20 protein-coding genes and 3 tRNA genes are annotated in these 26358 nt (G+C 44.4%); 15 read left to right on the top strand and 8 right to left on the bottom strand.

Features of this window, described 5'->3' with window-relative positions; all coding sequences use genetic code 11:
* Window positions 1-23: 23 nt before the first annotated feature.
* The 7 genes from Q4592_RS04525 (at window position 24) to Q4592_RS04495 (ending at window position 10373) form a co-directional block, all read left to right on the top strand.
* Window positions 24-998, top strand: coding sequence for an ABC transporter permease (locus Q4592_RS04525; protein ID WP_303510309.1), 975 nt, complete (start codon window positions 24-26; stop codon window positions 996-998).
* Between the two features lie 8 nt (window positions 999-1006).
* Complete coding sequence (locus Q4592_RS04520; RefSeq protein ID WP_303510307.1) at window positions 1007-1945, top strand: ABC transporter permease; 939 nt, start codon at window positions 1007-1009, stop codon at window positions 1943-1945.
* Window positions 1942-2910: an ABC transporter ATP-binding protein gene (locus Q4592_RS04515; RefSeq protein ID WP_303510305.1), complete on the top strand. Its 969-nt coding sequence runs from the start codon at window positions 1942-1944 to the stop codon at window positions 2908-2910. The genes Q4592_RS04520 and Q4592_RS04515 overlap by 4 nt, the downstream gene beginning before the upstream one ends.
* On the top strand, window positions 2907-3890 hold the full coding sequence (locus Q4592_RS04510; RefSeq protein WP_303510303.1) for an ABC transporter ATP-binding protein: 984 nt from the start codon (window positions 2907-2909) through the stop codon (window positions 3888-3890). The genes Q4592_RS04515 and Q4592_RS04510 overlap by 4 nt, the downstream gene beginning before the upstream one ends.
* Before the next feature lie 65 nt (window positions 3891-3955).
* Entirely contained in the window at window positions 3956-7384 is a 3429-nt protein-coding gene (locus Q4592_RS04505) for a hypothetical protein (protein ID WP_303510301.1), read from the top strand.
* A 16-nt stretch (window positions 7385-7400) separates the two neighbouring features.
* Complete coding sequence (locus Q4592_RS04500; protein ID WP_303510299.1) at window positions 7401-7829, top strand: hypothetical protein; 429 nt, start codon at window positions 7401-7403, stop codon at window positions 7827-7829.
* 9 nt (window positions 7830-7838) lie between these two features.
* Entirely contained in the window at window positions 7839-10373 is a 2535-nt protein-coding gene (locus Q4592_RS04495) for a glycoside hydrolase family 3 protein (protein WP_303510297.1), read from the top strand.
* Between the two features lie 34 nt (window positions 10374-10407).
* On the opposite strand, the gene Q4592_RS04490 is transcribed toward Q4592_RS04495, so the two are convergent.
* Window positions 10408-11421, bottom strand: coding sequence for a LacI family DNA-binding transcriptional regulator (locus Q4592_RS04490; RefSeq protein WP_303510295.1), 1014 nt, complete (start codon window positions 11419-11421; stop codon window positions 10408-10410).
* A 537-nt stretch (window positions 11422-11958) separates the two neighbouring features.
* Between Q4592_RS04490 and Q4592_RS04485 the strand changes: the two genes are divergently transcribed.
* A complete protein-coding gene (locus tag Q4592_RS04485) occupies window positions 11959-13551 on the top strand; it encodes a glycoside hydrolase family 16 protein (RefSeq protein WP_303510293.1) in 1593 nt (530 codons plus the stop codon).
* Between the two features lie 66 nt (window positions 13552-13617).
* Here the strand turns inward: Q4592_RS04485 and Q4592_RS04480 are convergent, their stop codons facing one another.
* Both Q4592_RS04480 and Q4592_RS04475 read right to left on the bottom strand, forming a co-directional pair.
* Window positions 13618-15672 carry a glycoside hydrolase family 16 protein gene (locus Q4592_RS04480; RefSeq protein WP_303510291.1) on the bottom strand — a complete coding sequence of 685 codons (2055 nt, stop codon included), beginning with the start codon at window positions 15670-15672 and terminating at the stop codon, window positions 13618-13620.
* 461 nt (window positions 15673-16133) lie between these two features.
* Window positions 16134-16209 (bottom strand) — tRNA-Trp (locus tag Q4592_RS04475).
* A 270-nt stretch (window positions 16210-16479) separates the two neighbouring features.
* On the opposite strand from Q4592_RS04475, the gene Q4592_RS04470 reads away from it, so the two are divergent.
* Window positions 16480-17937, top strand: coding sequence for a methyl-accepting chemotaxis protein (locus Q4592_RS04470; RefSeq protein ID WP_303510289.1), 1458 nt, complete (start codon window positions 16480-16482; stop codon window positions 17935-17937).
* 1 nt (window position 17938) lies between these two features.
* Here Q4592_RS04470 and Q4592_RS04465 read toward each other — a convergent pair whose 3' ends face one another.
* From Q4592_RS04465 to Q4592_RS04455, 3 genes are all read right to left on the bottom strand, one after another.
* Window positions 17939-18379, bottom strand: a complete 441-nt coding sequence (locus Q4592_RS04465) for a TerB family tellurite resistance protein (protein WP_303510287.1) — start codon at window positions 18377-18379, stop codon at window positions 17939-17941.
* Window positions 18380-18514: 135 nt separating this feature from the next.
* Window positions 18515-18590 (bottom strand) — tRNA-Thr (locus Q4592_RS04460).
* A gap of 124 nt (window positions 18591-18714) precedes the next feature.
* Window positions 18715-19536: a UDP-2,3-diacylglucosamine diphosphatase gene (locus Q4592_RS04455; protein WP_303510285.1), complete on the bottom strand. Its 822-nt coding sequence runs from the start codon at window positions 19534-19536 to the stop codon at window positions 18715-18717.
* A 185-nt stretch (window positions 19537-19721) separates the two neighbouring features.
* Between Q4592_RS04455 and yvcK the strand changes: the two genes are divergently transcribed.
* Window positions 19722-20759: a gluconeogenesis factor YvcK family protein gene (yvcK, locus tag Q4592_RS04450; RefSeq protein ID WP_161985075.1), complete on the top strand. Its 1038-nt coding sequence runs from the start codon at window positions 19722-19724 to the stop codon at window positions 20757-20759.
* On the opposite strand, the gene Q4592_RS04445 is transcribed toward yvcK, so the two are convergent.
* Window positions 20740-21234, bottom strand: coding sequence for a hypothetical protein (locus tag Q4592_RS04445; RefSeq protein ID WP_303510282.1), 495 nt, complete (start codon window positions 21232-21234; stop codon window positions 20740-20742). The genes yvcK and Q4592_RS04445 overlap by 20 nt on opposite strands.
* Before the next feature lie 335 nt (window positions 21235-21569).
* Between Q4592_RS04445 and Q4592_RS04440 the strand changes: the two genes are divergently transcribed.
* Complete coding sequence (locus tag Q4592_RS04440; RefSeq protein ID WP_303510281.1) at window positions 21570-22286, top strand: DUF3581 family protein; 717 nt, start codon at window positions 21570-21572, stop codon at window positions 22284-22286.
* A gap of 34 nt (window positions 22287-22320) precedes the next feature.
* On the opposite strand, the gene Q4592_RS04435 is transcribed toward Q4592_RS04440, so the two are convergent.
* Window positions 22321-22794 carry an Lrp/AsnC family transcriptional regulator gene (locus tag Q4592_RS04435; protein WP_303510280.1) on the bottom strand — a complete coding sequence of 158 codons (474 nt, stop codon included), beginning with the start codon at window positions 22792-22794 and terminating at the stop codon, window positions 22321-22323.
* Between the two features lie 430 nt (window positions 22795-23224).
* Here Q4592_RS04435 and Q4592_RS04430 point away from each other — a divergent pair.
* The 4 genes from Q4592_RS04430 to Q4592_RS04415 all read left to right on the top strand — a co-directional run bounded on the left by Q4592_RS04430 (window position 23225) and on the right by Q4592_RS04415 (window position 26184).
* A tRNA-Phe gene (locus Q4592_RS04430) sits at window positions 23225-23300 on the top strand.
* Between the two features lie 147 nt (window positions 23301-23447).
* Complete coding sequence (locus Q4592_RS04425) at window positions 23448-24608, top strand: glyceraldehyde-3-phosphate dehydrogenase (protein ID WP_303510279.1); 1161 nt, start codon at window positions 23448-23450, stop codon at window positions 24606-24608.
* A 75-nt stretch (window positions 24609-24683) separates the two neighbouring features.
* Window positions 24684-25160 carry a PaaI family thioesterase gene (locus Q4592_RS04420; protein WP_137671911.1) on the top strand — a complete coding sequence of 159 codons (477 nt, stop codon included), beginning with the start codon at window positions 24684-24686 and terminating at the stop codon, window positions 25158-25160.
* 283 nt (window positions 25161-25443) lie between these two features.
* Window positions 25444-26184, top strand: a complete 741-nt coding sequence (locus Q4592_RS04415) for a PEP-CTERM sorting domain-containing protein (RefSeq protein ID WP_303510278.1) — start codon at window positions 25444-25446, stop codon at window positions 26182-26184.
* The last annotated feature ends 174 nt before the right edge of the window (window positions 26185-26358 follow it).

Raw genomic sequence — 26358 nt, 5'->3', positions numbered from 1 at the left:
CTCTCTAAGCTTTGGAAAATATTATGAGTTTTTTATTACGCCGACTGGGCTTTTACTTTACAGCCTTCTTGATCGCCATCTCATTTAACTTTTTGTTACCTCGGTTAATGCCTGGCGATCCAGTTGACGCATTATTTGCAGCAGCTCAAGGCCGAATGGATCCCGCGCAAATGGACGCAGTGCGCGAAATGTATGGCTTTATGGATGGTTCGGTTTTTGAACAATACATTGCTTACATTAAAAGTGTGTTCACTTTAGATTTAGGCCCTTCGGTACTGATGTTTCCAGTGAGCGTTACCGAAGTCATTGGAATGGCTTTGCCATGGACGATGTTTTTAGCCTTAGGCTCACTGATAGTGGCATTGATTATCGGGGTATCTATTGGCACCTATGCGTCTTACCGTCGCGAAGGCTTTTTTGGTCAGGTATTTCCGCCTGTACTCGCCTTTATTAGTAACTTCCCTTACATCGTAACCGCATTATTGCTGTTCTACTTCTTTGGTTTGCAACTGGAGCTTTTACCTCTCGCTTATACCTATGACCCAACCCTAGATCCTGCGTTTAGCTGGGAGTTTATTAGCAGCGTTCTTAAACATGCCATTTTACCTATGGGCTCTATGGTGATGGTAGGCATTGCAACCTGGGTATTTAACATGCGTAACGCCATGATTAACGTACTTGGCGAGGATTACGTGACCATGGCTGAGGCCAAAGGCTTGTCTAGCTTTAGAGTGATGTATCGCTACGCTGGACGAAATGCCATTTTGCCCGTAGCTACCGCCATTGCCATGGCCATTGGTTTCTCGTTTGCTGGTTCAATTATGACCGAGGTGGTTTTTAACTACCAAGGCTTGGGCAATATTTTACTTAAGGGCATTGTGGCGCGAGATTACCCACTTATCCAAGCCATTCTGCTAATCCTAGTTACTGCGGTGCTTACCGCCAATTTCATTGCCGACCTTTTATATGTTTGGCTTGATCCCCGTATTTCGAAGTAGGCCTTACTATGGAAAACATTCAACACTCAGCTAAATGGCGTCAGTTTCTGACCAAATCATTAGCCTTCTTTCATGGCAATCCTCCGGCGATTATTGGCGGATTATTAGCCACAATTATTTTAATCGGCGCGTTGTTTGCGCCACTTATTGCCACTCATGATCCACAAAAACGCGTATCGCGGCCTCACCAAGCGCCTAGCGCTGAATACATAATGGGAACCACCCGCAACGGTCGTGACGTATTTAGCCAAGTACTCTTTGGTGCTCGTAAGTCATTAACCGTCGCGATTACTGCTGGAATTATTGCTATGAGCATTGCCGTTGCGGTAGGTGTTAGCTCGGGGTACTTCGGCGGCAAAATTGACGAGTGGTTAAACTTTGTCACCAACGTATTTTTGGTATTCCCACAACTGCCACTACTAATTGTACTGGCAGCGTTCTTGGGGCAAGTGGGCTCCTTAGTGATAACAGTATTACTCGGGGTCACATCCTGGCCGTGGGGGGCGCGAGTCATTAGGGCGCAAACCATGGCCATAAGAAACAAAGAATTCATCATTTCAGCAGAAGTGATGGGAGAATCAAAAATCCGCATCATCTTGGTGGAAATTCTTCCTAACTTGGTATCAATTGTATTTGGTGGCTTCTTGGGAACGGTTATTTACGCCATGGGGTCTGAAGCAGGCTTAGGCATTCTTGGTTTGGGTGATGCAACCGAAGTGAGTTGGGGTTCGATGCTGTATTGGGCACAAGTTTCTTCGTCACTATACACCGGTGCGTGGTGGGAAATGCTAGTTCCAGCACTCGCCCTAGCCATTACTGGCGGTGCATTAGCACTCATCAATATGTCGATTGACCAAGTGAGCAATCCAAAACTTAAAACCGGCCCTCACCTTAAAGTGTGGAAAAAACTACAAAAAGCAGCAGATCAACGTAGAGGTTTAGCATGAGCCAAGCATTACTCGAAATAAACAATCTAAGTGTTGATTACGTGTCTCCTAACGGCATTGCCCGCGCAGTAAACAATGTAAGCTTGAGCATTGCTCCAGGCGAAACACTAGGCTTGGCCGGTGAATCCGGTTGCGGCAAAAGTACTTTAGCTTTTGCTATTTCACGCCTGCACAAAGCACCAGCACTGATCCCCGAAGGAGAGATCCTTTATAAGGGTGAAGATGTGCTAAAAATGAACGACAAACAACTGCGTGCTTTTCGCTGGAATGACACTTCGGTGGTGTTCCAAAGTGCCATGAACTCGCTGAACCCGGTCATTAGCATTGGAGAGCAACTTACCGATGTAATTTTGGCTCACAAAAAAGTTAGCCTTAAACAGGCAACCTCTAAAGCTAAAGAGTTGCTGTCTATTGTGGGTATTCACGGTGACCGCTTAAAAAGCTTCCCTCACCAACTTAGCGGCGGTATGCGTCAACGAGTCGTGATCGCCATTGCATTGGCCTTAGAACCAAAGCTTATCATTATGGATGAACCCACCACTGCTTTAGATGTAGTGGTAGAGCGAGAGATCCTGAATGAGCTTTACGACTTAAAAGAAAAGTTTGGCTTCTCAATTTTATTCATTAGCCACGACCTAAGTTTGATGGGTGAAATAGCCGACCGAATAGGTGTGATGTATGCCGGAAACCTGATTGAAATAGGGGAGGCAAAAACCGTATTCAACCACCCTACTCATCCCTACACCAAAGGTTTAGTCTCATCTTTCCCCACTATTCATGGCCCTAAAGAGCGCTTATATGGGATCCCTGGTGACCCTGTAAATCTGCTTAAATTACCTAGCGGTTGTAATTTCCAAGCCCGCTGTAACGACTGTGTTGAACGCTGCACCAGCAACGAACCCATCCTACGAGCGCAAGCTTCTGGGGTTCAGGCGGCATGTCATGTTTTGGAGGTTCAACAATGAACGTAAACACTACCAGCAAAACCGTATTAGCTGTAAAAAACCTAATTAAAGACTTTCCGATTGGTTTATCGTCTAACCCCAACAATTTAATGCGTGCGGTTAATGACGTGACCTTCAACCTGAACAAGGGCGAAGCTCTAGCGATTGTTGGTGAGTCTGGTTCGGGTAAAAGCACCGGAGCGCGAGTATTAACCCGCATTTACGAAAAAAATGGCGGCGATATTCATTTTAAAGGTTTGCCCTTAGATGAGTTTGTTAAACAACATGGGTCTTTAGAATACGCTCGCCAAGTACAAATGATTTTCCAAGACCCTTTTGGCTCGCTAAATCCGGTGCATTCTATTTATCACCACATTGCGCGCCCTTTGCTTATTCATAAGCGCGCCAACAAACAAGAGCTGCGTGACAAAGTCTACGAGCTGCTAGATTTAGTGGGTTTATCGCCGGTGGTAGAAACCGCCGAAAAGTATCCACATGAACTGAGTGGTGGCCAGCGCCAACGGGTAGCCATCGCACGTGCCCTTGCCGTAGACCCCGAAGTCATTCTGGCTGATGAGCCCATCTCAATGCTCGACGTATCGGTGCGATTAGGGATCTTGAACCTCATGGCCGATTTAAAAGACAAACGCGGTATCTCATTCATGTACATCACCCACGACATCGCTACGGCCCGCTACTTTGCAGAGAAAACTGCAGTGATGTATGTCGGCCACATGGTGGAGTGGGGAAACAGCGATAAAGTCACTCAAACGCCGCAGCACCCTTACACCAAACTATTGCTGTCAGCGGTACCCGAAGCCAGCAAAAGCGGCCGCCGAGAGCTAGGCGCTAAAAAAGGGGATATTCCAATGTGGCACCCGTCGTCAGTTGGTTGCCCATTTGCAGCTCGTTGCCCCAACGCCTTAGATAAATGTAGCGACGCATTCCCAGAGGTAACTCAACTGGCTGACGATCACTTTGTTCGCTGTTTTAACCTTTAAAGCGATTTTTCGCGCTGCCTTAAGTAAGCGCTTACACCAGTTTTAAGATAATCAAAGTAGAGAATATGGACACTTTAACTAAAGACGTAACAGGTAAGTTTGTTTCGATAGACGGAGACAAGTACTACCAAATTAAAAACGTAGACCAGATGAACCCGTTTTTTATCAGCGTGGTTTCGGCCAGCGATCACTGGTTATTCATCTCCTCCACTGGCTGTTTATCGGCCGGTCGAATTCGCCCAGAAAACGCCTTGTTTCCTTACAAGTCGGTAGATTACATTCACGAAAGTGCCGAAAACACTGGCAGTAAAACTATTCTAAAAATCCAGGGTGAAAATGGCATTCAGCAATGGGAACCGTTTAACCAACAGCATGATAGTTTGTATAAACTGCGCCGCAATGTTTACAAAAATATTGCGGGCGATAAGATTATTTTTGAAGAGTTAAACTTTGACCTTGGATTAAGCTTTAAATACCAATGGAGCACCAGCGAAAAGTTTGGTTTTGTTCGAACAGCCACGCTTACCAATACCACGCACCAAACACGTGAAATTGAGTTAATTGACGGCATCCAAAATTTATTACCTTCTAATACGCCATTTTCAATTATGCAAGGCAGCAGCGCCCTACTCGATGCCTATAAATGGAACGAGCGTGAAGCCAAAGCTAGCCTTGCCACCTACAGTTTGTACGCCAAGTTAAGTGACTGCGCAGAGCCAGCCGAATCTTTACTCGCCACCAGCGTGTTTTCAATCGTCAAAGATTGCCAATCTATATTACTTTCTAGCCAACAGTTAGCAGCATTTCGTCGCGGTGGCAGCATAGAAGACGAGCAACTCACCCGAGGCGTGCGCGGTGCCTACTTTATTCATAAAAAGCTTTCCTTAGCGCCAGCACAGCAAGATAACTGGAGCATTGTGGCCGACATCGATCAATCGCATTCAGACCTGGCGGAGCTGCAGGAAATCATCGCAAACCAGCAATTGCCACAAATACTGGCTGACTCAGTTGAACAAAATCATCAAGAACTGCTTAAGTTAATGGCGGGCAGTGACGCTTACCAAAAAACAGCTGAAGACGAAACCAGTGTGCACCACTATGCCAACGTATTATTTAACAACATGCGTGGTGGCGTAGTGGTTGATCAGTATTGGGTAGAAAGTGCTGATTTCATTAGCACCTTAAAAAATGCCAATACCCAAGTAGCTATCGACCAAGCTAGCTTTTTAAACAGCTTGCCAGAAAAAATTAACTACGATGAATTATTGTCGTTAGCGGCCAAGCAAAGTAACCCACAGCTACTGCGTTTATGCCACGAATACCTACCGCTAACCTTTGGTCGACGACACGGCGACCCTAGTCGCCCATGGAACCACTTTGAGATAAAACTAAAAGACAATCACGGTAATAGATTATTGTCTTATCAAGGTAACTGGCGTGACATATTCCAAAACTGGGAAGCCCTAGGTCTTAGCTACCCAAGCTTTATAAAAAGCTTTATTGCCAAGTTTGTGAATGCATCTACCATTGATGGATACAACCCTTATCGCATTACTAAAGCAGGAGTTGATTGGGAACTGTTAGAAGCAGACGACCCTTGGAGTAATATTGGATATTGGGGCGATCACCAAATTATCTATTTGCTTAAGTTTTTAGAGCAGTCAGATAAGTACCAACCGGCAGAGCTTAAAACGCTGCTGGATACTGAAATTTTTAGTTACGCCAACGTGCCCTACGAGATTTCGCCAGCAGATACCATCTTTGCTGATGCAAAAAATACCGTTGAGTTTAACGAGAACAAACAAAAAGTCATCGAAAGCCGCGAAAGCTTAATGGGCAGCGATGCGCGCTTATTGTTAGATAAAAACCAAGAAGTGTATTTAGCCAATTTAGCCGAGAAGCTACTGGTACCACTACTCGCAAAACTAGGTAACTTGGTGCTAGACGGCGGTATATGGCTAAATACCCAACGACCAGAATGGAACGATGCAAACAACGCTATTGTAGGTACTGGTTTATCCATGGTTACCCTTTATTACATGCGTCGTTACGTGGCGTTTCTACAAGACTTATTCGTAGACGACAAAAGCTATGCTATTTCGAATGAGTTAGCAGAATGGTTACGTGCCAGCTCAGAAACTTTAGAACAGGCCGTTCAGTTGCTCAACGCGTCATCAGCTAGCGATGCTCAGCGCAGCCAAGTCCTGCGTAGCTTAGCTAAGGTAGCAGCAGATTATCGTTCCAAAGTTTATCAGCATGGCTTTTCAGGTAAACAAACCGTCAGCACTGCTCAAATCCAAGCATTATTATCGCCAAGCCTGCGTATTATGGATAAAAGCATTGCCAGTAACTATCGCCAAGATGGGTTATACAATGCTTACAACATCATTAATTACACTCAAGATGAAGTCGCAGTAGACTATCTATACCCGATGCTTGAAGGCCAAGTTGCGGTGTTATCTTCAGGTGTTTTAAACCCCGATGAAGCGGTACAGTTACTCGATAAGCTATACAACAGTGCGATGTTCCGCGAAGACCAAAACACTTTCATGCTTTACCCAGATCGCGACTTAGTTGGTTTTAAAGCTAAAAACCGAATCAGTGAAAAACGGGTTGTAGCCAACCCCGTTTTGCAACAAATGATAAAACAAACCGACCGTCGAATTATTGAACAAGATAATCAGGGTCATTATCATTTCAACGCACACTTCGACAATGTGGGAGCCTTAAATGAGGCTATCAGTTCACTTAGCAGTGATTACCCTCAAGCCGACGCAGCTACTTGGCAAGACATTCGAGCCAGCTACGAAGAAGTGTTTAATCACCAAGCCTTCACTGGTCGCTCAGGTACCATGTTTGGTTACGAAGGTTTAGGTTCTATCTACTGGCATATGGTGTCTAAGCTACTGCTTGCGGTACAAGAGAACTACTTTGCGTCTTATAACAGTGACCCGCACTCTTTAGCAACTCAGCAACTGGCAGAATACTACTACCGAGTACGTGCTGGCATTGGCTTTAACAAGACACCCGAGGTATATGGGGCTTTCCCAACCGACCCATATTCACACACTCCAAAACAAGCGGGGGCTCAGCAACCAGGCATGACCGGGCAAGTGAAAGAAGAAATTCTAACCCGCTTTGGTGAGCTAGGTTTACGGGTTGAACATGGTCAGATAAAAATCCAGCCTTCACTGTTAAAAAGCAACGAGTTTTTAAGCGCTGAAGATGACTATCAATACATTGACCAAAACAGCCAAACACAAACCTTAGCGCTAGCAGCGAAGCAACTTGCTTTTACTTACTGCCAGGTGCCGTTTGTATACCAACAAAGTGACTCCGAACAGGCTCAATTGACAGTGAGCCTTACAAATGGCGAACAATACTCAAATGAGGATTTAGTATTGAGTGAAGAATTGAGTCAATCGGTGTTTGAACGTAAACAGCAAATCGCTCATGTCTTTGTAAGCCTGCCCAGCAACATGCTGCTCAGCTAACTGAAAGGGACCTAAATTGAACAGCCACCTAATTGAGGTGTCTGAATACCAATCGGCGGGATACTCTCCCGTCGTTGATTTTCAGACTTGGCGTGTAGCCATTCTCAACTACATTGATGAGCTGGAGACCCCGCTCATTAACAACTTTCAGTGCCACTTAGACACCGACGAAGTATTTGTATTGTTAGCAGGTCGCTGCATATTATTTTGCGCCGAGACCTCTAAAAATCGCTTAGGTAAGATCGTTGCCCAAGATATGCAAGCGGGCAAAATCTATAACATCAAACAAGGTGTTTATCATACCCATACTCTCAGCCTCGACGCCAAAGTGTTAATAGTTGAGAACCGTGATACCTGTGATAACAACTCTCCCAAAATATCCATTTCAAAAGACATTCAAGATGAGCTTACCTCACTAAAAGCTCAGCTGTGGTCACCCCAATAGAGAACGCTGATGACTGAACAACTTCCTTTTTACTCAGATTGGCCAACACTAACGTCGGCGATTCCTTTAGATCAACAAATTGAAAAAGACATCGAGGACATCTTGCAACAGATGACCTTAGAAGAAAAAATCGGCCAAATGATCCAGCCTGATATTCGCAATGTTAGTTTAGAAGAAATTCAAAAGTACAAATTAGGGTCGTTACTGAACGGCGGTGGGGCTTGGCCTAGTGGAGACCGTTATGCCACCAGTAAAACCTGGTCAGAACTTGCTGAAAACTGTTGGCAGGCTTGTGAGAAAACCTTTACTGATCGTCCATTTCGCATTCCCTTTTTGTGGGCCACCGATGCCGTGCATGGCCACAACAATGTGGTTCAGGCAACCATCTTCCCGCATAACATTGGTTTGGGCGCAGCCCACGACCCAGAACTAATAAAGAGAATAGCGGAGATTACCGCCACCGAAATTGCGGTAACCGGCCTAGACTGGACCTTTGCTCCCACCGTAGCCACTCCACGCCACTACAACTGGGGGAGAGTCTATGAGGGTTATTCCGAAGATCCAGAACTTGTGCACCAATACGCCAGTAAAGTCGTTGAAGGCTTACAAGGCAGTGCTCAGCAATTGATGGGAGATGGCAAAGTTTTAGCCACTGCCAAACACTGGATCGGTGATGGCGGTACTCAAGACGGCGTTGACCGTGGAGAAAATCATTACTCGGAATTGGCGTTAATCAACCTACATGGCCCAGGTTATTACAGTGCCATAGAAGCAGGGGCGCAAACCGTTATGGCTTCCTTTAACAGTTGGCACAACGAGGCAAATTATGACCATGACTTAGCCAACGCAAGCACACCCTACAACTACAAAATCCATGGCAGCCGTTACTTGCTTAATGATGTGCTGAAACAAAAAATGGGCTTTGACGGACTGATAGTTTCTGATTGGAGTGGCCATGCCGAAATATCAGCCTGTGCCTGCGACAATGCAGATTACGCAGTCAACGCCGGTATCGACATGTTGATGATACCAGAGCGGGAAGACTGGCAAGCGGTGTATCAAAATCTGATTATTGCTGTTAAACAACAGCGGGTGAGCGAGCATCGAATAAACGATGCGGTACAACGTATATTGAGAGTAAAACAGCGTGCGGGTTTATGGGAAAAAGCTAGCCCAGCCCAACGAACACTCGCCGGTAAGCAAACCTTGTTAGGCCAACAAAGTCACCAAGCGGTAGCACGCGAGGCGGTAAGAAAATCATTGGTATTGCTTAAGAACAACCAGCAATTGCTGCCGCTGTCACGCAAGCAAAAAGTACTCATCGCCGGCAGCGCTGTGGATGATATTCAAAAACAAACCGGAGGCTGGAGCATTACTTGGCAAGGTGATGAAACCAGTAAACAAGACTTCCCCAACGCTGCTACCTTAAAAGACGCCTTGATAAATCAACTAGGCCAGCAGCAGGTGATTGATTTTGATGAACAACATCAACAAAAAAACGGTGATATTGATGTGGCTATCGTGGTTATCGGTGAGTCACCTTATGCAGAAATGGTCGGCGATTTAAAACACTGGCAGTCGTTAGAATTTGCCTCGCTAAAACACAGTTACCAACAAGATCACGATACAGTGATCCGCCTAAAAAAGATGGGTTACAAAGTAGTGACCCTGTTTTACTCAGGTCGCCCACTCTACGTAAATAATGAAATTAATCACTCTGATGCGTTTATAGCCGCGTGGCTGCCAGGCTCCGAGGCCGAGGGCATTACCGACGTACTCTTTAAAGACAATAACGAACAAATCGCTTATGACTTTAATGGCAAATTAAGCTTTAGCTGGCCAAATAAAAAGTATGCAAAAAATTGTCATCGCACGCTGGCGCATGCCAGCAAGCTGAATGTGCATACGCTGGAACAAGACAACCAAACCGATAACAAACCCTTGTTTGAGTACGGTTATGGTCTGTCTTACCAACATTCTCACCCCGTTGACCCGGCACTTAGCAACAACAGCTTAGTATTAGACAAAGCGCAGCCAGTTAAACCCGCGAACAAAGGAAGAGTAAACCTGTTCGGCGTGCATAAAGATATCGAATGTGAGTTATTCGCTCAAGTAAATGAATTAGCTCAACAGAAAGTCTCTAATAACTCCACGACTGCACTTGATAAGGTCGTGATAACCCCCATCAATTATCAGCATCAACAAGATGCTCGCCGCATCAAGTTGGAGCAAGGGCAATCGCTACATCTGCGCATATTGTTAGACGAAGCTAAAGACTTAAACCTAAAGAATGTGGCCAGTTTTGAGTTAGAGCTTTGTGTCCATCACATTACTAGAGATGCCACTATTGAGCTAGTGCCAGACCACGCAGAGGCAAGCCTGCTTAAGGCGTGGCAATACTCCCCTGTGGGACAATGGAAGAACCTGAATGTACCACTTAAACAAGATTCCATAAGTAGCAAAGCGGACGAATTAGTACTTACGGTGTCTTTGCAAGGTCAAATGGAGGTAGATTTAGGCGCAATCTCAGGAGTACTGAAATAAACGGGTAATGACTTAGCCTGCTTGGCTAAGTCATTTATTCTGGCTCCACACTCGATAGCTGCTTTACTGAATTTCGTACAATTAACTCAGGGGCTAATTTAGCAGTAACATCATGGGTTTTATCATTGATGAGGGCAATAACACCTTTTGCCGCTTCGTAGCTTAACTGTTCGATAGGAAAACTTACGGTAGTTAATCTTGGGCGAATATGCTGACTATAGGTATCATTATCAAAACCGACTATCGAAATATCTTCACCAATGGTTAACTTGGCGTCACTACATACATTGTAAACCGCCAAGGCAATATTATCGTTTTGACAAAAAATAGCGGTAAAGCCTTTATTTCTCGACATTAAACGTTGCACAGTCTCGTGATTACCTTCATGGTCAAAGCGCCCTTCAATCACCAAGTTTGCATCGTATTCTATTCCCGCTTCAGCCAAAGCATTGCGGTAACCTTGCAGGCGGTCGCGGCTTTCAATTTTGCTCATTTGTCCGGTAATACAGGCAACCTTTGTATGCCCATAATCGAGTAAGTGCTTGGTAGCTAAATACCCGCCCAACTCGTTATCAATCCAAATACAGCGCCCTTCCAGCTCAGGAATATTACGGTTCAAGATAATTGAGGCAGGAGTATCTTCGGCAATTTTGAGCAGTTCGTTGTCGGAGAGCTTATCGGAGTGAATAATAAGACCATCGACTTTTTTTGAGGCTAAGAACTCAATGGAGTCCATTTCTTTGGTTTTAGATTCCTGACCACTCGTCACAATTAAATGCAGGCGCTCTTCACGAATCAAGTTTTCAGTATTGTGCATCAGAGGACCAAAGTACGGGCCATCTAAGCTCCCCACTAACATACCGATGCTGTTAGAACGGTTGGACGCTAAGGCTTGTGCAAAGGTATTGGGTTTATAGCCCAATTGCTCAATCGCATTAAACACTTTAACGCGGTTTTTTTCCTTTACCGAAGAATGCCCGTTAATCGCTCTTGAGACTGTAGCTTGAGAGACTTTTGCGAGCTCCGAGACTTCCTTAATTGTAATCAACTGTTTAACCTTAAAGTTCTATTACTTGCTTTTATCATTGGCCTGCTCTGCCTGTGCATCTACTTTTACTAAATATCTGGCTTGCTTGCTACTAATAAGCGACAAAACAGGGATGAAGTCGACAAAGTAAACGCTAACAAAATAAAAGCGATGTTCAATTCACCAATATTACCACACAGTTTAAAGTGTCTAATCGCTAAATCACGCCAAATACCAGTAGGTATCTAGTGCTAGCTTTACTTTACCTGCATCAAATAAATCTCACCGCACTATATAGCAAGCCCCACAAAAAGAAAGCGCTTCCTAAATTCGTCGATAAAAATCACTGCGAAATCACTAAATCTTCGGTTTTCCCTATCATTTCACCAACACTAAAATTTAAGACAAACCCCTTTATATAACTGGATTCTGTGAAGGATTCCGCAAATATACCCACCAAATAGCATTTACAGAATCGCGTATATTTAAAGCAGTTACCACAAATGCTATAAAGAAAGCGCTTACAAAATATATCTAGCTTAGCAAGGAAGAAAAAGAATGAAGATTAGCTCGAGTTCTGTTGGAAAATTTACCGCACTAGCACTTGTTTCATCATTGACCGCTTGTGGATCGACTTCGTCGTCAGATAGTGACGGCGGTTTAGTTCAAACCAAAGAAGCTATGCAACTCAGCGGCGCGCCCATTACCCCAAGTGACAAATGGAAGCTAATTTGGAGTGATGAATTTGAAGGCGATGAAATTGATAGCCGCAAATGGGGCTTTGAAGAGAACTGTTGGGGAGGTGGTAACAATGAGCAGCAGTGTTACACCGACCGCAAAGTGAACGCTTTCGTTGAAGACGGCAAACTTAACATCGTTGCGAAGAAAGGTAACTTCACTGGCCCAGACAATCCAGACGGCAAAAAAGGATTAAACAAAACCCTGCCCTACACATCGGCTCGTTTACGTACTCTAAACAAAAAGGACTGGAAATACGGGCGCTTTGAAATTAAAGCAAAACTGCCGCATGGCCAGGGTACTTGGCCAGCAATTTGGATGTTACCTTCGGATTGGGTGTATGGTGGCTGGGCGGCATCTGGCGAGATTGACATCATGGAGGCGGTAAACCTTAAAACTAAATCCGACGAAATTGAATCTATTGGGCAGCCAGAATCGCGTATTCATGGCACCCTTCACTTTGGTAAAAAATGGCCCGACAACGCGCATACAGGCCAAGGTGTAAAGCTCCCCGACGGGCTTAACCCAGCTGATGATTACCATACCTATGCAATAGAATGGGAAGAAGGCGAAATTCGCTGGTATATCGATAATTACCACTATGCGACCCAGCGCCATGAGGGTTGGTACAGCCAATATGAAAAAGATGGCGTACTAGTAAACGCGGAATCTGAAGCTCCATTTAATCAAAAATTCCACTTACTACTTAACTTAGCCGTAGGTGGCAATTGGGCTGCAAAAGCCAACGAAGGCGGTATTGATGAATCCATTTTCCCACAAACCTTATCGGTTGATTCAGTTAAAGTTTACCGTTGCTCGGTAGATCGCTGGAAAGGTAAAGGTTGTGCGGCTAAATCAGACGATGCGGTAATGGTTGCTGGTGTTACGCCACCAGCGATACTAGCGGTAGATGATGCTTATGCTGATGGCCCCTTACTGGATATCTATACCGATAGCCTTAACTCATCACTGGCCTTTGAAAGCTACAACCCGGTAGACACAGTCAAATATTCAGAAGTAGATGAAGCTAGCCGAGGTAAAGTTATTGAAGTGAGTAAAAGTAGCGGCGCTGGCAATATCTACTTCCGTGCGCCACTAACAGACCTAACTCACTGGCTTGAAAGTGGCCAACTGATCTTTGACCTCAAAATCGAAGAGCAAGCCGCCAATGCAAAATTGCTAGTTAAAATAGATAGTGGCTGGCCTCATACCAGTGACGTAAAAGTTGACTTACCAGCAAGCGGCGAATGGAAAGAAGTACGTTTGAACATTAAAGACATACTAGCTGGCGGTAATAGCCATGCAGCAGGCAAGAAAGCTGACATTGCAGCGATTAGTAACCTACTAGTCTTTGAACCAAGCGATAAGATGACTTTTAAACTGGACAATATTCGTTTCGAAAAAGCCCAATAAGTAACAAGCACTAAAAAGGGTTAAGCAATAGCTTAACCCTTTTTAATTTCCGTTTTAAACCAGAATCTATTTCGCTACTTCTAATTGGTCCCAATAATAGTGTTGCTCACCAGCCTCCGCACCACGCTCACCAAAGTTGAAAAATAAGGTTAGCTTGTTATAAGAACTTTTACTGTTCCAGCTAGGCTGAGCCTTACTAAAATCAAAGAGTAACTGCTCCCATTGCTCGGCGCTTTTGGTCATTACCTCTACCTCAGCAAAGCTGTCAGGTTTTGTTGTATCTGTCATTTTCAGCCTTATAGGCGAGGCTTTTTCAGGAGAATATACCCATACACTTACGATAGGTTTCTTGGGACCCAAGGTAATCGGTTTATCAAACCCTCCCTTGTCTCCTAAGCTGGTGCCGGCCCAACTGGCAGCTATCTCTGATTTGATTGTGAGCGCAACTCGGCCACGTTGCCCTGCTGGGTCGCTGGTTAGCCGAGTACTATTGCCACCAAAATCAGAAAAGTAATAAGCGGTTCCTCGCTGGTTAAATTTCACCGGCATATTAGCTGCGGGGTACTCAAAGCGCAGCTTGTCTAGCTGCAAGGTCATTTTATTGCTTGGCTCAATCACTAATAGATTAACCACCTGGGTGAGATCTACGTATTTACCAGAAACAAAGCTATTACCGTTCGCGACCAAATCGGCCACCTTAATACGTACTTCAGACCACTCATTTAAGTTTGGCAGGCTTACTTCAATATCACTGGTATTAGGCCAACCACTATCCATTTTAACCAATAACTTTGCGCCCTTTTGTTTACTTAAGAGCTTTAGATCAAACACTAACTCACCGCTTTCCTGCCAATGACTCATATTCGTTGCTGGAGCAGTTAAAAAGACATTACCCGTTTTACCGGTTTTGCTAATTTGCATAACCTGTCCGCGCAGCTCATCCTTCACTAACTGATGACGCATACGGTTTTTGGGGTCGTAACTATTGGCATTGAGGTATTCATCTAAACCTCCATCAAACAGCACAAAGCGAGGCCCTAAGGCGAACTGACCATCAGCTACGGTTATTGCAGGAGCGGTATACCCATCAACCAACTTTGCGTCTTTAGAAACCGTAGCGCAGCCTTTACCACTGGCGCGCTCTACCGTGCATTGGTAAACCCGCACGTAATCTATGGCTAGAGCCTGTGGAAATACTTTATTATCAACCCCTGTATCGTTAGCGTTTTCGGCCCAAGGCCCACCAACAGCTAAGTCCAATACCAGGTGAAAAGCGTGATCAAACGGGGCAGCACCTTCGGCGTTTACCAGTCCGCCATTGTCACGATACTGGCTATACCATTGATTTTGACGCTGAGTAGCGTAGTGAACATTATCAACATACCAACGTATTTCGCCCTCTTCCCATTCAATCGCATAAGTATGAAAACCGTCGGCTGGGTTTAACGAGCGAGGTAACTCATAAGCTGTACCCGAGCGAAGATTCTCTGGTAATGCTCGCCCATACTGCAAATGCCCATATACGCGAGTTTCAGCTTGCTTTGGCTTTGCTCCCTCAGCATCACTAGTCGCTTTTAGGTTTACCGCTTCAACAATATTTATCTCCCCAGATGCCGGCCACTTACCGTATTTTGCATCGCTTGGAAGCATTGAAATTGCTGGGAATATACCTTGCCCTTGTGGAAGCCGCGCTCTTACTTCTATTCTTCCATACCGCCAGTCACCCTTACCCTTACTGTGCAACTTTGCAGAAGTATAAGGTAGCGTTTTGGTTATTCGCTTGTCTCCATCTGGCTGGCTTGTTCCGGTAAAACTGCCACTTTTGGCAAACAAAATTAAGCGACCATCGATAAGCTGCAGGTTAGCTTTACGCTTGGTATAACATTGCTGCTCGGCGTCTTCTCCTGCGCCGCAATGCTGTTCTATATTCCACTTACGTTTATCAATAACACTGGCATTAAACTCATCATTCCATACCAACTGCCAATACGCTGATGGTCTGCCTGTTGGGTCGAGCTTATCTAAACCTATTATTTGTTTTGGTTGCTCTGTAGCGCCGCAAGCAACCAATAACAACGAAAGCGGTACTAGGCCTGTTTTAAAACAATGCTTAACTCCCATTTTATGTCATCCTTGTCTTGATTATTTTGAAAGCGCTTTCTTTATAGCATTGTTGAAATTCACTTAAAACCTTCTCTATAAAACATCCACACTTATGCGATCAAAACCACATAAAACAAGGGATTAAGATTTGATCTATAACTAATAACAAACTTAAAAAAGTTCATATAATACAAATAAAACACAAGTTATTTTGAAAGCGCTTACTAAATGAAAGAATGTATAGGAACCCCAGCTAAAATAAGCATGATTTACAGGGGGTATAAGGTAAACACCTATCCGCATAACAGCGGCAGCTAAGCCATAGATAAATCAACCAGTACGATGGAGAGTATGCAGGGAATAGTTAGACTTTATGCTTAAGCAACCTGAGCCCCCTAAACACAATAAGCAAACAGATCAGAAAAAGCAGCGAATAGCAGATATGAAAAAGGCCAGCTAATAAGCTGGCCTTTAAAATTTGGCAGGGGCGGAGAGATTCGAACTCCCAACATTCGGATTTGGAATCCGACGTTCTGCCATTGGAACTACGCCCCTGCAACGGAAACGAATTATACATAAGCCAGTTTAAAGGTAAAGGGCTTATCTCGTGCTTTTGTTTAAGTGGACAAAGAAGCAACACTTTCTGTTCGAAATCAGTGAAAATGCTGAAAATTCAGTCAAAAAAATTCAAACAGTAGGCTAGCTGTTTATTTTTTAACTCACGCACACTTCACCTCTATACATGTTGCGTTTTTGTTAATGCACTTCCAGTATCGCTAAGTGGACAGACCTGTTTACCTCACTCACTACACTAAGAGCCCAATTATGCTAAACCCAGTTGAGATATACGGACATATCTTTAAACCGCGCAGCGCTATTGCCGAGGATCAACAGCAAGCGATTAAGACTCTGTTGTTTTACTTATTTTTTGGTTTATTGGTCGGTATTTACAGCGCCTTTAAATGGCAGAAATATGAGCACCAAGCGCTGGTGTTTAGCTCTTTGGCGTTGATTGTTATCGCCCTTGTGGCAAGTGGTTTATTGCGCGCAGGCTGGCACTATTTACTGGTAGGAAATTTGGCCTTAAGTGGGATGGTATTGCATGCCATGAATATCATCTATCAATCGGGTGGTTTACTTGACTCTCCCCACTTGTATTGGCTACCCACCCTATCTCTACTGAGCTACCTTGCCACGAACCGCTTATGGGGCAATGTATGGACAGCCATATTATTCTGTTTAGGTTTGGCGATGTTGCTTGCTCATTTTAACGGGGCGAGCTTTCCGCAGATGCAATTGCCTGAAAAGGCGATGACCATTGAGTTATTCTCAGGCTTTCTATTACCGCTGTTATTACTGTGGATAGGCCAAAACTATGCATTACGTTTGCGCGATCAGGCCTATCAACAAGCCAAACAAGCCCAGCTGACCAACCAGAATATCGCCCAAGCCTCTGAACATTCTAAGCACCAATTACAACAAGTGGTGGAACACGCCAGCGATAGCTCGACCCAGTTAGTAAGTTCGGCTACGGATATGTCGAGTACAGTGCAGGAAATGAACAATAAAGCCGCTCAAATCGCCCAAAGTTCAGCTGATCAACATCAATCTATTAGCCAGATAAACCAAAACCTGTCTCAAATGGAAAAAGTATTAGCGCAAGCTAATCAAGCGACCGAGCAGTTATTAGGGCTTTCTCAGCAAGCATCTGGGAACGCTGAGGAAAGCGCTCAAGCGATTAGCCAAACCGAGCATTCGATGCAAAAAATCCTCAGTAGTAATCAACAAATAAACAGCGTAACCGACATTATTAGCGACATTGCCAATCAAACCAACCTATTGGCGTTAAACGCTGCGATAGAAGCAGCCCGAGCTGGCGAGCAAGGGCGTGGGTTTTCGGTGGTAGCCGACCAAGTAAGAGAGCTAAGCCAGCGCAGTAGCCAGTCAACTCAGCAAATCCGCAGTTTATTAGAAACCTGTTCCGCTGATGTGCAACAAGGTCACCAAGTAGTGGAACAAAGCGGCCAAATTCTGCATAACATTATTACCCTGGTAAAAGATATTTCAGAAGGCGTAGGTCAAATGGCTCAAGTGATGCAGCAGCAAGCGGTAACAGTGGCAGAAATTATTAATGTGAGTTCGCAGGTATCAGATTTTAGTCAGCACAACTCCAAAAGCAGCTCTGCGCTGCTGGACAATACCGAACAGCTCACTGGCATCGCCAACCAATTACAGGATATGGCCAGCCAACTACACCAAACTGTAGCCAGCCACCAGCGCTAAATTAAGAGGGCTGAGCCGACATTTTAGCTTTGAGATAGTCACTGTGGCTTAAGTAGATTAAATCTGACACTTGGCGGATGAGCGCTTCTTCTTGAGGATCAATCACCCCATCGGCGTATGCGACTTTCCACAGTGCTTCGGTAAACAAATAGCGCTGTTGGTAATCGAGCTCTTTAACGTGGCGGGTAAAGTCGAAAACCGAAATGGCCTGAGTAGCTTGGGTCTGCGCTTGAATAAACAAGTTCTCCGCTTCTTTGTCTGTTAACTCAAACAAGCGCTTTATCTTGCGCATAATCACCGCAGATTCACTATTGCTTTGTTGATTATCACTTTGGCTTAGTTGCACCAACAAAATGGTAGCAGCTAACTCTACATTGGGGGCATTTTCGTCCGCAGAGCCATCAATTGTGGCTTGCAGCAATTCTTTAAGCGCCTTTAGCATTGGGCTTCCTATTAACCATCATCAAGTCTTGCGAGCATAAACCACCGCTTAACAAATGCCAAATGACTAAGTGAAGATCAAAACTAAAGCGCCAGAAACGAAAAAGCCTCGTCATAAGACGAGGCTTTAAATGGATGGTGCCGATTGCCGGAGTCGAACTGGCGACCTACTGATTACAAGTCAGTTGCTCTACCAACTGAGCTAAATCGGCACACTGTTGGTACTGCTGATACGCTGTATCGAGCGAGCGCTATTAAACGGATTTTCATGGTGCTTGTCAACGCTCAAAGCAAAAAAAATTGCACAAAGCGCTCAACTGCCAATTAAATAATCAATTAAGCCACTTTTTCAGCACTTAAGGTTTGTGCTTGCGGCTCAGCTAAGGCAACAGCCACCAACTCCACAGTAGTTTTTAATCGGTCGTCCCAACGGCGTAACTGTAACTGACCATCCATGGTTTCACATAACAGGGTGCAGTTTTCTATCCAATCGCCGTCGTTGGCGTATACCACACCCTTTTGAAGGCTTAACTCAGGGTGATGAATATGGCCGCAAATTACCACGTCTACGCCTTGCTTAACGGCCTCATTCACCACGGCATCGCGGTAACGAGCGATAGCTTCAGTGGCTTTAGCAATTTTGCTTTTGATGTAACCGGCTAACGACCAGTAGGGATACCCCATGGCGTGACGAATTTTGCTCGAAGAGCGATTAAGGAACAATAAGAAATCGTAGAGATGATCGCCTAACTTAGCGTAAAAGCGACCGAAGCATACTTCTTCATCAAATTGGTCACCGTGCACCATCAATATCTGCTTACCCGTGATGCTGGTGTACAAATACTGCTTGCTCACCGTCACGTCGGCGAGATCCATACCGTCGTATGCCTTAAATAATTGATCATGATTACCGGGGATATACACCACTTCACACGCGCTTTTGGCTAAGTTCATTAAGTGCTGCAACACTTGATTGTGAGATTCAGGCCAATAAACTCTGCGCTTAAGCGCCCAAACATCCACAATATCTCCCACTAAGAAGATACGTTTCGCTTTAGTTTGTTGTAACAGTTGAAGCAGCATTTCTGCTTTGCAGTCTTTACAACCAAGGTGAATATCTGAAAGCCATAAGCTTTGATAGATCTGTTTAGTAGCCATACGATTCGCCAAACTATCCTTGTTAAGGCTAATCTAAGAGGGATATTTGACCAAAAAGTGACGCTTTGATTGCAAGACTATGACAGAAATATCATTGCCAAGTTAAACGCCTTTGTTTAGTGTACTAAACTCAATTAGGCTACCTAGTAGCAAATTGGATTGCGCCCAAGATCTCGGAGTAGATAGTGACACCTAATTTTCCACATCGCCCTTTGTCCATTGCCACTATTGGCGGCGGCAGTGGCCACTTTGTACTGCTGTCGGCACTAAGAGATGCAGATCACCTGGCGATTAGCGCCATAGTATCAATGACCGATAGCGGTGGCAGCACAGGGCGCTTACGCGATGAGCTAGGCATACTGCCTCCAGGCGATATTCTTAAGTGCGTATTAGCACTTTCTCCTTACCGAGAGCTCGCCCGTAAACTCCTTTTAAAACGCTTTACCAAAGGTAAACGCTTATCAGGCCACAGTGCTGGCAATATGTTGTTAACCATGTTGTCTCAATACAGTGGTTCGTTTTCTGAAGGCATTCAAGGTTTAGCCCAAATGCTAGATGTTGAAGGCGAAATTCTGCCCGTTACCATTGATAAATCCACGTTGGTCGCAGAGCTAACGAGCGGCGAGCGTATTTTTGGTGAAAGCGCTATCGATTTACCCCGCGGTGACCAGCGCGAAAAAATCGCCAATGTATTTTTAGTGCCCCATCACGCGGAACAAGTTCGCGTATATCCTCCGGTTATTGAGCGCATCAATACGGTTGAAGCAATTGTATTAGGCCCGGGCGATTTATTTACCAGCATTATCCCTAATTTATTAGTACCCGGAGTAAAACAAGCCATTGTAAACAGCAAAGCAAAGCTGGTGTACGTGAGTAATATCATGACTAAGTTTGGCGAAACCGATGGCTATAATTTAGAGCACTTTATCTCTGACTTAGAGCATTACCTTGGCCGCTCACTTGACGCTATCGTAGTAAACAACCACATTCCCAGCGATGAGATGATCGCTAGCTACAATTTAGAACGCGCCCAAGTAGTAGACGTTGAAGATTTGAGTACTCTTCAACAGAAGTATCAAGTGATTTACGCAGATTTAATTGATGAAGACAGTGACATAGTGCGTCACGATTCTGCTAAGCTAGCCTGTGCGTTATTACCGTATTTAAATGGCTTAAAAGACAATACCTTATCCTTAGTTAAAGCTAGCGGAACTGAGGGCTAAGGCTGGTACCTCCCGCAAAAGCCGAATCAGGCATTCGCTGTATTAAACCATCTAGCTCGGTGAATACTGGGCGTAAAGCAGGCTCATACTTACCTTGCCAGCGCCACATCCACACATCATGCCCTTGAGTCCATTGAATCAGCTTTTCGTTGCCCTGCTCACCCCAATTAGGAGAAGCAATTTGCTTGGGAACTTGAGTTAATAGCGCATAAATGTCAGAACAGACCAACATAGAAAGCTGCTGTACTGATTCACTGGTAGCAATTTGGTCGTTAAAGGTTTGGCGTAGCGAATAACGGAGGTTCTCGCAATCAACATTAAGCGTAGTGCTGCCATCAGGGCGATGAAACACGAAACTTAATTGGAAAGCAGGCGCATTTTTATCAAATAGTGCCACCCAGGTAGTAGCCCCACTGACCAATACAATAACTGCACCCAATACTAGCGTTCCCCAATAGCGTGACTTCTTTGCCATACCTTGCTCGCTCTCTTCCCTGATAGTTTGAAATTATCATCGAGGTAAAAACGCCCCCGAACACCACCCTTTTAATGTGGTTACTGTGTAAAGGTAGGGCAGAAAGAGGGTCTTGAAAAGCCTTTTTTTGACAAAAGACTCAATTTATAATTTTATCTCCTTGTGGATAAATTTAATTAAATGAATGAAAAGAACTGCTTACTAAAAGTGCTAAAAATTGGTGCAGAATATTCAGCGATGAAAAAAATAAAAAAAAACTTTTATACTGATATGACCACCCTATGAGTAAATTTTGCTAAAATCGCCGGTCGCCGAGTTAAGCAAGTGAATCGAATATGAATTTAAGCCAATATTTTAGCCGTGAAGATCAACAGTTTGTTTTTAGTCGACAACAAGCCTGTGACTTCGCCAAAGGAGTCGCGAACGACTTCAACGCCATTCACGATGCAGACTCGTCACGCTTTTGTGTGCCGGGCGACTTATTGTTTTCAGTTATGCTAAGTGAACTAGGTCTTAACCAAGATATGCAGTTTACCTTTGCAGGGATGGTGACAGATGGTGTTCCACTAAGCATCAAGCAACAACAAAATGCTTGTCAGCTCGTCGACCAGAACGATAAAGAATACCTACAGCTCACCCGCAGCGGGGACAACTTAAAAGACCAAGCCATTATTGGTGACTTAATTAAAGATTACGTGCGCTTTTCTGGCCAAAATTTCCCGCATATTCTGGTGCCTCTACTGGAAGAACAAGGTCTAATGCTCAACCGTAAACGCCCTTTAGTCATATACGAGAACATGAGTTTACATTTTGAACGCTTACCCACTTGTTCCCCTCAGCTTGAATTTGCTGGCGGTGAGTTTATCCCTAATGGTAAACGCGGTGTTGCTATACTTAAGTTTGTGATTAGTGAAGCGGGCGAAACCATTGGCACGGGTCAAAAACGCATGGTACTAGGCAGCTTACTGCCTTATGAAAAAGCTGAGAGCGATATTCTCATCGCCAACTATGATGGCTGCCGCCAAGCCTTTCTAAAACGCCAACAAGGCTAAGCTAAACAAAAATATAAAAGCGCTTATGGCGCTTTTATTTTATGTGCGATAAAGGCAATGCGGTATTGTTTAAGACTTGCTGTAATACAAAGCTTGAACGCACCCCTGTTACTCCGTCTATACGAGTCAGTTTACCCAGTAAAAAGGCTTGGTAATGATCCATATCCGGCACCACAACTTTTAGCTGATAATCTGCATCAGTGCCGGTAACCAATACACACTCCATCACTTCTTCGTAAGCGCTGATGATCTTTTGAAAATTTTCGAAGCGCTCTGGTGTATGCCTATCCATAGAGATATGAATATAGGCAGTAAGGTTTAAATTAAGTTTCTTTTCATTGAGCAGAGTAACATGCTTGGCTATAAGCCCAGCATCTTCAAGGGCTTTTACTCGCCTTGAACAAGGCGAAGGTGATAAACCTATTTGCTCCGCCAATTCAAGATTACTAATCCGACCGTTTTTTTGCATCAGGTCCAAAATCTTTTTGTCGGTGCGATCTAAGCGCATTTAACACCTCATCATTAACTTCCATTAAACTTGAGGTTTATTTCACCTCATTATCGGAAAATAAACAACAGTTGTTGCTCAATAAGGTTGTATACCAACAATCTTAGCAAACACTCGCCCCCTATATTTAATTACACTAATCACAGTGAAAAATACAAGGGAACAACAGCAAGCTTACCCGCTTGCTTGTGACTAACACGCTCACTCAGCATGTTAAGCCCACTCTAAAAGGCATTTACCCAATGTCCGCTAAGAGAGCAGTGATTACCCATCACTTACGTATCCAAACTAAACAAAGGCGGCCTAGGCCGCCTTTTTGTTTAATCTTTTAGCAGTTGTTGTACGGCATTTAGCCGATGCCCGATTATTTCATTTTTTTTACCATTTTCGGTTGACTTAAACCGGTAAAATTCGTTTAATAGCGCCCGTCGCCCGGATAGCTCAGTCGGTAGAGCAGAGGATTGAAAATCCTCGTGTCGGTGGTTCGATTCCGCCTCCGGGCACCACCTTTAAAAAGCCTGCATTTATGCAGGCTTTTTTCGTTTCAGGCCTGCAAACCCTAGCATTAATTTACGCTATCGCTTTAGCTTTCATCTCGCTACACTCTACCTAACTGTTTTCAGTGAAACGCTCACTATTTCAAGGAATGAAATATGCGCCTACCCGCAATACTTAGCTCAGTCCCCTTGTTGTTCTCAATGGGCAACGCTCACGCCGATTTTTTCGAGCAGTTTGTTGATCCCACCGACGGAAGAATGGATGCCAGCCAATGGTTAATGGACAATGCTGTGGGCTTTTTACCGGTACCTATCATTATTACCGACCCCGCAGTGGGTTACGGTGGCGGCTTGGTTTTGGCATTTTTCCATGAGAATGAAGAGCGCCAAAACAATCTCGTTGAAGATGAAGATCCCAATGCCCCCCTCAAACTAACCCCCAGCGTTTCAGGTTTACTTGGCTTAGCCACAGAGAACGGCACACGCGGCGCTGGCGCTTTTCACATGGGTATTTGGAAACAAGACACTATTCGTTACATTGGCGCTATCGCTGGAGTCGATGCCAATATCGACAGTTTTCGCTTACCGAGTGATGGGATTATTGGCGATATACCGATTAGAGTGAACCTTAAAGGCACTTATTTACTTCAACAAATCCGTTTTCGTTTAGGTGATAGCCCTTGGTTTGCGGGTGCAAAATACTCGTATTTAGACAGTGATAGTGAATTCTCTATCGGTGACTTACCTGATTACTTAAAACCACAGTTAAGCATGAAAGATGGCGGCTTAGCCTTATTGCTTAACTATGATACACGCGACAACTCTTTTAGCCCCAACCAAGGCTTATATGGCAACGTGAGTTACGCCAAGCATGCCGATTACTTTGGTGGAGATAAAGACTACGCGATTGCCTCTGGCGAGTTTTCTGGCTTTAGCTATTTAGGTGGCAAATTTCAAGGTTCAGCGAGGCTTTCGGCATCGAGTGCCCATGGTGATACACCGTATTATGCCCTGCCCTTTATTGAAATGCGCGGTATTCCAGCCATGCGCTATCAAGGAGAGCGCATGGCAACCTTACAGGGAGAGCTGCGCTACGACTTTGATGCGCGCTGGTCTGGGGTAGTATTTGGCGGTCTAGGCCAAGCCTTTAATGCTGATCAACACTTAGGAGATACCCCCAACCGCTATGCCAAAGGCATTGGCTTTCGTTACTTAATGGCAAGACGTTTTAACTTACGCACGGGTATTGATGTCGCTCGCGGCCCAGAAGACACTACCGTTCACTTTATAGTTGGCGCAGGTTGGTCTGATTTTTAAACTAAAAAGCACCAAATGTTGACTTTTTGTTAACAACAAGCTCTACTGGTAAGACCTCTTAACTAAGGAATAGTTATGCTTCCCAGTATTCGCAAGGCCAACCTAATGCTCAGCTTGTTTGGCATGTTTAAGGTTCCGTTAATTTGGTACTGCCGCCCCAAGATTTTAGCCATGGACGAACAAAAAGTAGTGGTAAAGATCCCACTTAAGCGCCGTACTAAAAATCACTTAAACAGCATGTACTTTGGCACCTTAGCTGTGGGAGCAGATGTAGCCGGTGGCTTTTTAGCCATTGCAAAAGCTGAACAACATGGCAAAAAGGTGTCTTTGGCTTTTAAAGCAGTAGAGGGGAAATTTTTAAAACGCCCTGAAGCCGATGTGATTTTTACCTGCACCGACGGTTTACTGATTGATCAAATGCTTGAGAAAACCATGGCCAGTGGCGAACGTGTAAACCAAGCTGTTACTATCGATGCCACTTGCCCAAGCATTAGTGGTGACGACATTGTAGCGACCTTCTCACTCACTTTGTCACTTAAAGCGGTTCAATAAATTCATCGCGATACTTATCGGTTAAGTGTCGCATTCATAACTATTTAGAGCCTAGCTTAATAATCAGACGCGGTTCATTCTACCTCCCAGCTCCCCCCTTTAAAAACGACCTTTAAAAACGCCCTTTTGCAAAGTGCAAATGCTGCTAATGCCTCCGCTTAGAAAGCTCATGTACACCTTCTAACACACTGAATAATTTAGAGATAAAAAACATGGCACGAAACTGGATATAACTTACTCAACAAGACCTATTTAGGCCATTAGTAAGCTACCGAGGTACACCATGAAATCAGCAAAAAGTCGCAAACTAAACCAGTTAACTATCGGCTTTGTTGTTATTGCCGCAGTGCTTAGCTTCTCCAGCCACGCAGGTATTATTTATACTATTGAAGCACCAGGGATTCAGAGCTCGCAGGTGGGCGGGACCTTGCAAACCGAAACCTTTGACAGCTTAGCTAAAATTGGCCTGAACAACGGTCATCAAACCGATTTTGGCGATTACTCCGTCGATAAAGGTACTGCAAAAGTGGTTAACTTCGGTGTGTATGGTGGCGCTTATGGTGAAGGTAAGTACTTATTTATTCCCAATAAAAGTTCAGTGACCTTAGATTTTAACCAAGCCATGGGATACTTTGGATTTTGGTGGAGCGCAGGAGATAGCGGGAATCAACTCAGTATTACTACTCAATCTGAAAGCTTAAGTTTTGTTACTAACCAAATTTTAGATGCGGCAGTATTAGAACCCGAACATTACGGTAGTCCAACCAGCGTAAGCGGCAACAAACGCGAACCATACGGCTATGTGAACCTATTTGCAGAAAGCGAAGCCGACAAAATTACGTCTATTCAATTTTTTGGCCGTAATTTCGAAACCGACAATCACAGCGCGAGCTTGCAGCTGCAAACCATCACTGGACGTTCATTGTCGCCAGTGACAGTGCCTGAACCAAACACATGGTGGCTAGTCAGCTTAGGATTGGTATTGTTAGTGTTCAGTCGAGTAAAGCGAAACAGAAAAGCTTAACTTAACGGTAACTGACACTGCTCTAAGCAACTACTTAACTCGCTTAGAGCATCCGCTTAACCAAGCCTCCTCCCATCTTCAGCACGTTTAACGCTATCTTCTTAAAAATTGTTCAACCAAATAGAATCAATTAACGCCTCATTAATAAAAGTAAAATAACATTACAGCTTGATA

It is taken from the genome of Agarivorans sp. 1_MG-2023, assembly GCF_030548385.1.
Taxonomy (GTDB): domain Bacteria; phylum Pseudomonadota; class Gammaproteobacteria; order Enterobacterales; family Celerinatantimonadaceae; genus Agarivorans.
This window is presented reverse-complemented; position numbering and strand designations above follow the sequence as displayed.

Bases quoted from the DNA above. Each gene is read 5' to 3' on its own strand.
- Q4592_RS04480 (WP_303510291.1), bottom strand. From the start codon at position 15,672: ATGGGAGTTAAGCATTGTTTTAAAACAGGCCTAGTACCGCTTTCGTTG.
- Q4592_RS04510 (WP_303510303.1), top strand. From the start codon at position 2,907: ATGAACGTAAACACTACCAGCAAAACCGTATTAGCTGTAAAAAACCTA.
- Q4592_RS04425 (WP_303510279.1), top strand. From the start codon at position 23,448: ATGCGCCTACCCGCAATACTTAGCTCAGTCCCCTTGTTGTTCTCAATG.
- Q4592_RS04515 (WP_303510305.1), top strand. From the start codon at position 1,942: ATGAGCCAAGCATTACTCGAAATAAACAATCTAAGTGTTGATTACGTG.
- Q4592_RS04485 (WP_303510293.1), top strand. From the start codon at position 11,959: ATGAAGATTAGCTCGAGTTCTGTTGGAAAATTTACCGCACTAGCACTT.
- Q4592_RS04495 (WP_303510297.1), top strand. From the start codon at position 7,839: ATGACTGAACAACTTCCTTTTTACTCAGATTGGCCAACACTAACGTCG.
- Q4592_RS04420 (WP_137671911.1), top strand. From the start codon at position 24,684: ATGCTTCCCAGTATTCGCAAGGCCAACCTAATGCTCAGCTTGTTTGGC.
- Q4592_RS04525 (WP_303510309.1), top strand. From the start codon at position 24: ATGAGTTTTTTATTACGCCGACTGGGCTTTTACTTTACAGCCTTCTTG.
- Q4592_RS04520 (WP_303510307.1), top strand. From the start codon at position 1,007: ATGGAAAACATTCAACACTCAGCTAAATGGCGTCAGTTTCTGACCAAA.
- Q4592_RS04440 (WP_303510281.1), top strand. From the start codon at position 21,570: ATGAATTTAAGCCAATATTTTAGCCGTGAAGATCAACAGTTTGTTTTT.
- Q4592_RS04435 (WP_303510280.1), bottom strand. From the start codon at position 22,794: ATGCGCTTAGATCGCACCGACAAAAAGATTTTGGACCTGATGCAAAAA.
- Q4592_RS04470 (WP_303510289.1), top strand. From the start codon at position 16,480: ATGCTAAACCCAGTTGAGATATACGGACATATCTTTAAACCGCGCAGC.
- Q4592_RS04505 (WP_303510301.1), top strand. From the start codon at position 3,956: ATGGACACTTTAACTAAAGACGTAACAGGTAAGTTTGTTTCGATAGAC.
- Q4592_RS04465 (WP_303510287.1), bottom strand. From the start codon at position 18,379: ATGCTAAAGGCGCTTAAAGAATTGCTGCAAGCCACAATTGATGGCTCT.
- Q4592_RS04445 (WP_303510282.1), bottom strand. From the start codon at position 21,234: ATGGCAAAGAAGTCACGCTATTGGGGAACGCTAGTATTGGGTGCAGTT.
- Q4592_RS04415 (WP_303510278.1), top strand. From the start codon at position 25,444: ATGAAATCAGCAAAAAGTCGCAAACTAAACCAGTTAACTATCGGCTTT.
- Q4592_RS04455 (WP_303510285.1), bottom strand. From the start codon at position 19,536: ATGGCTACTAAACAGATCTATCAAAGCTTATGGCTTTCAGATATTCAC.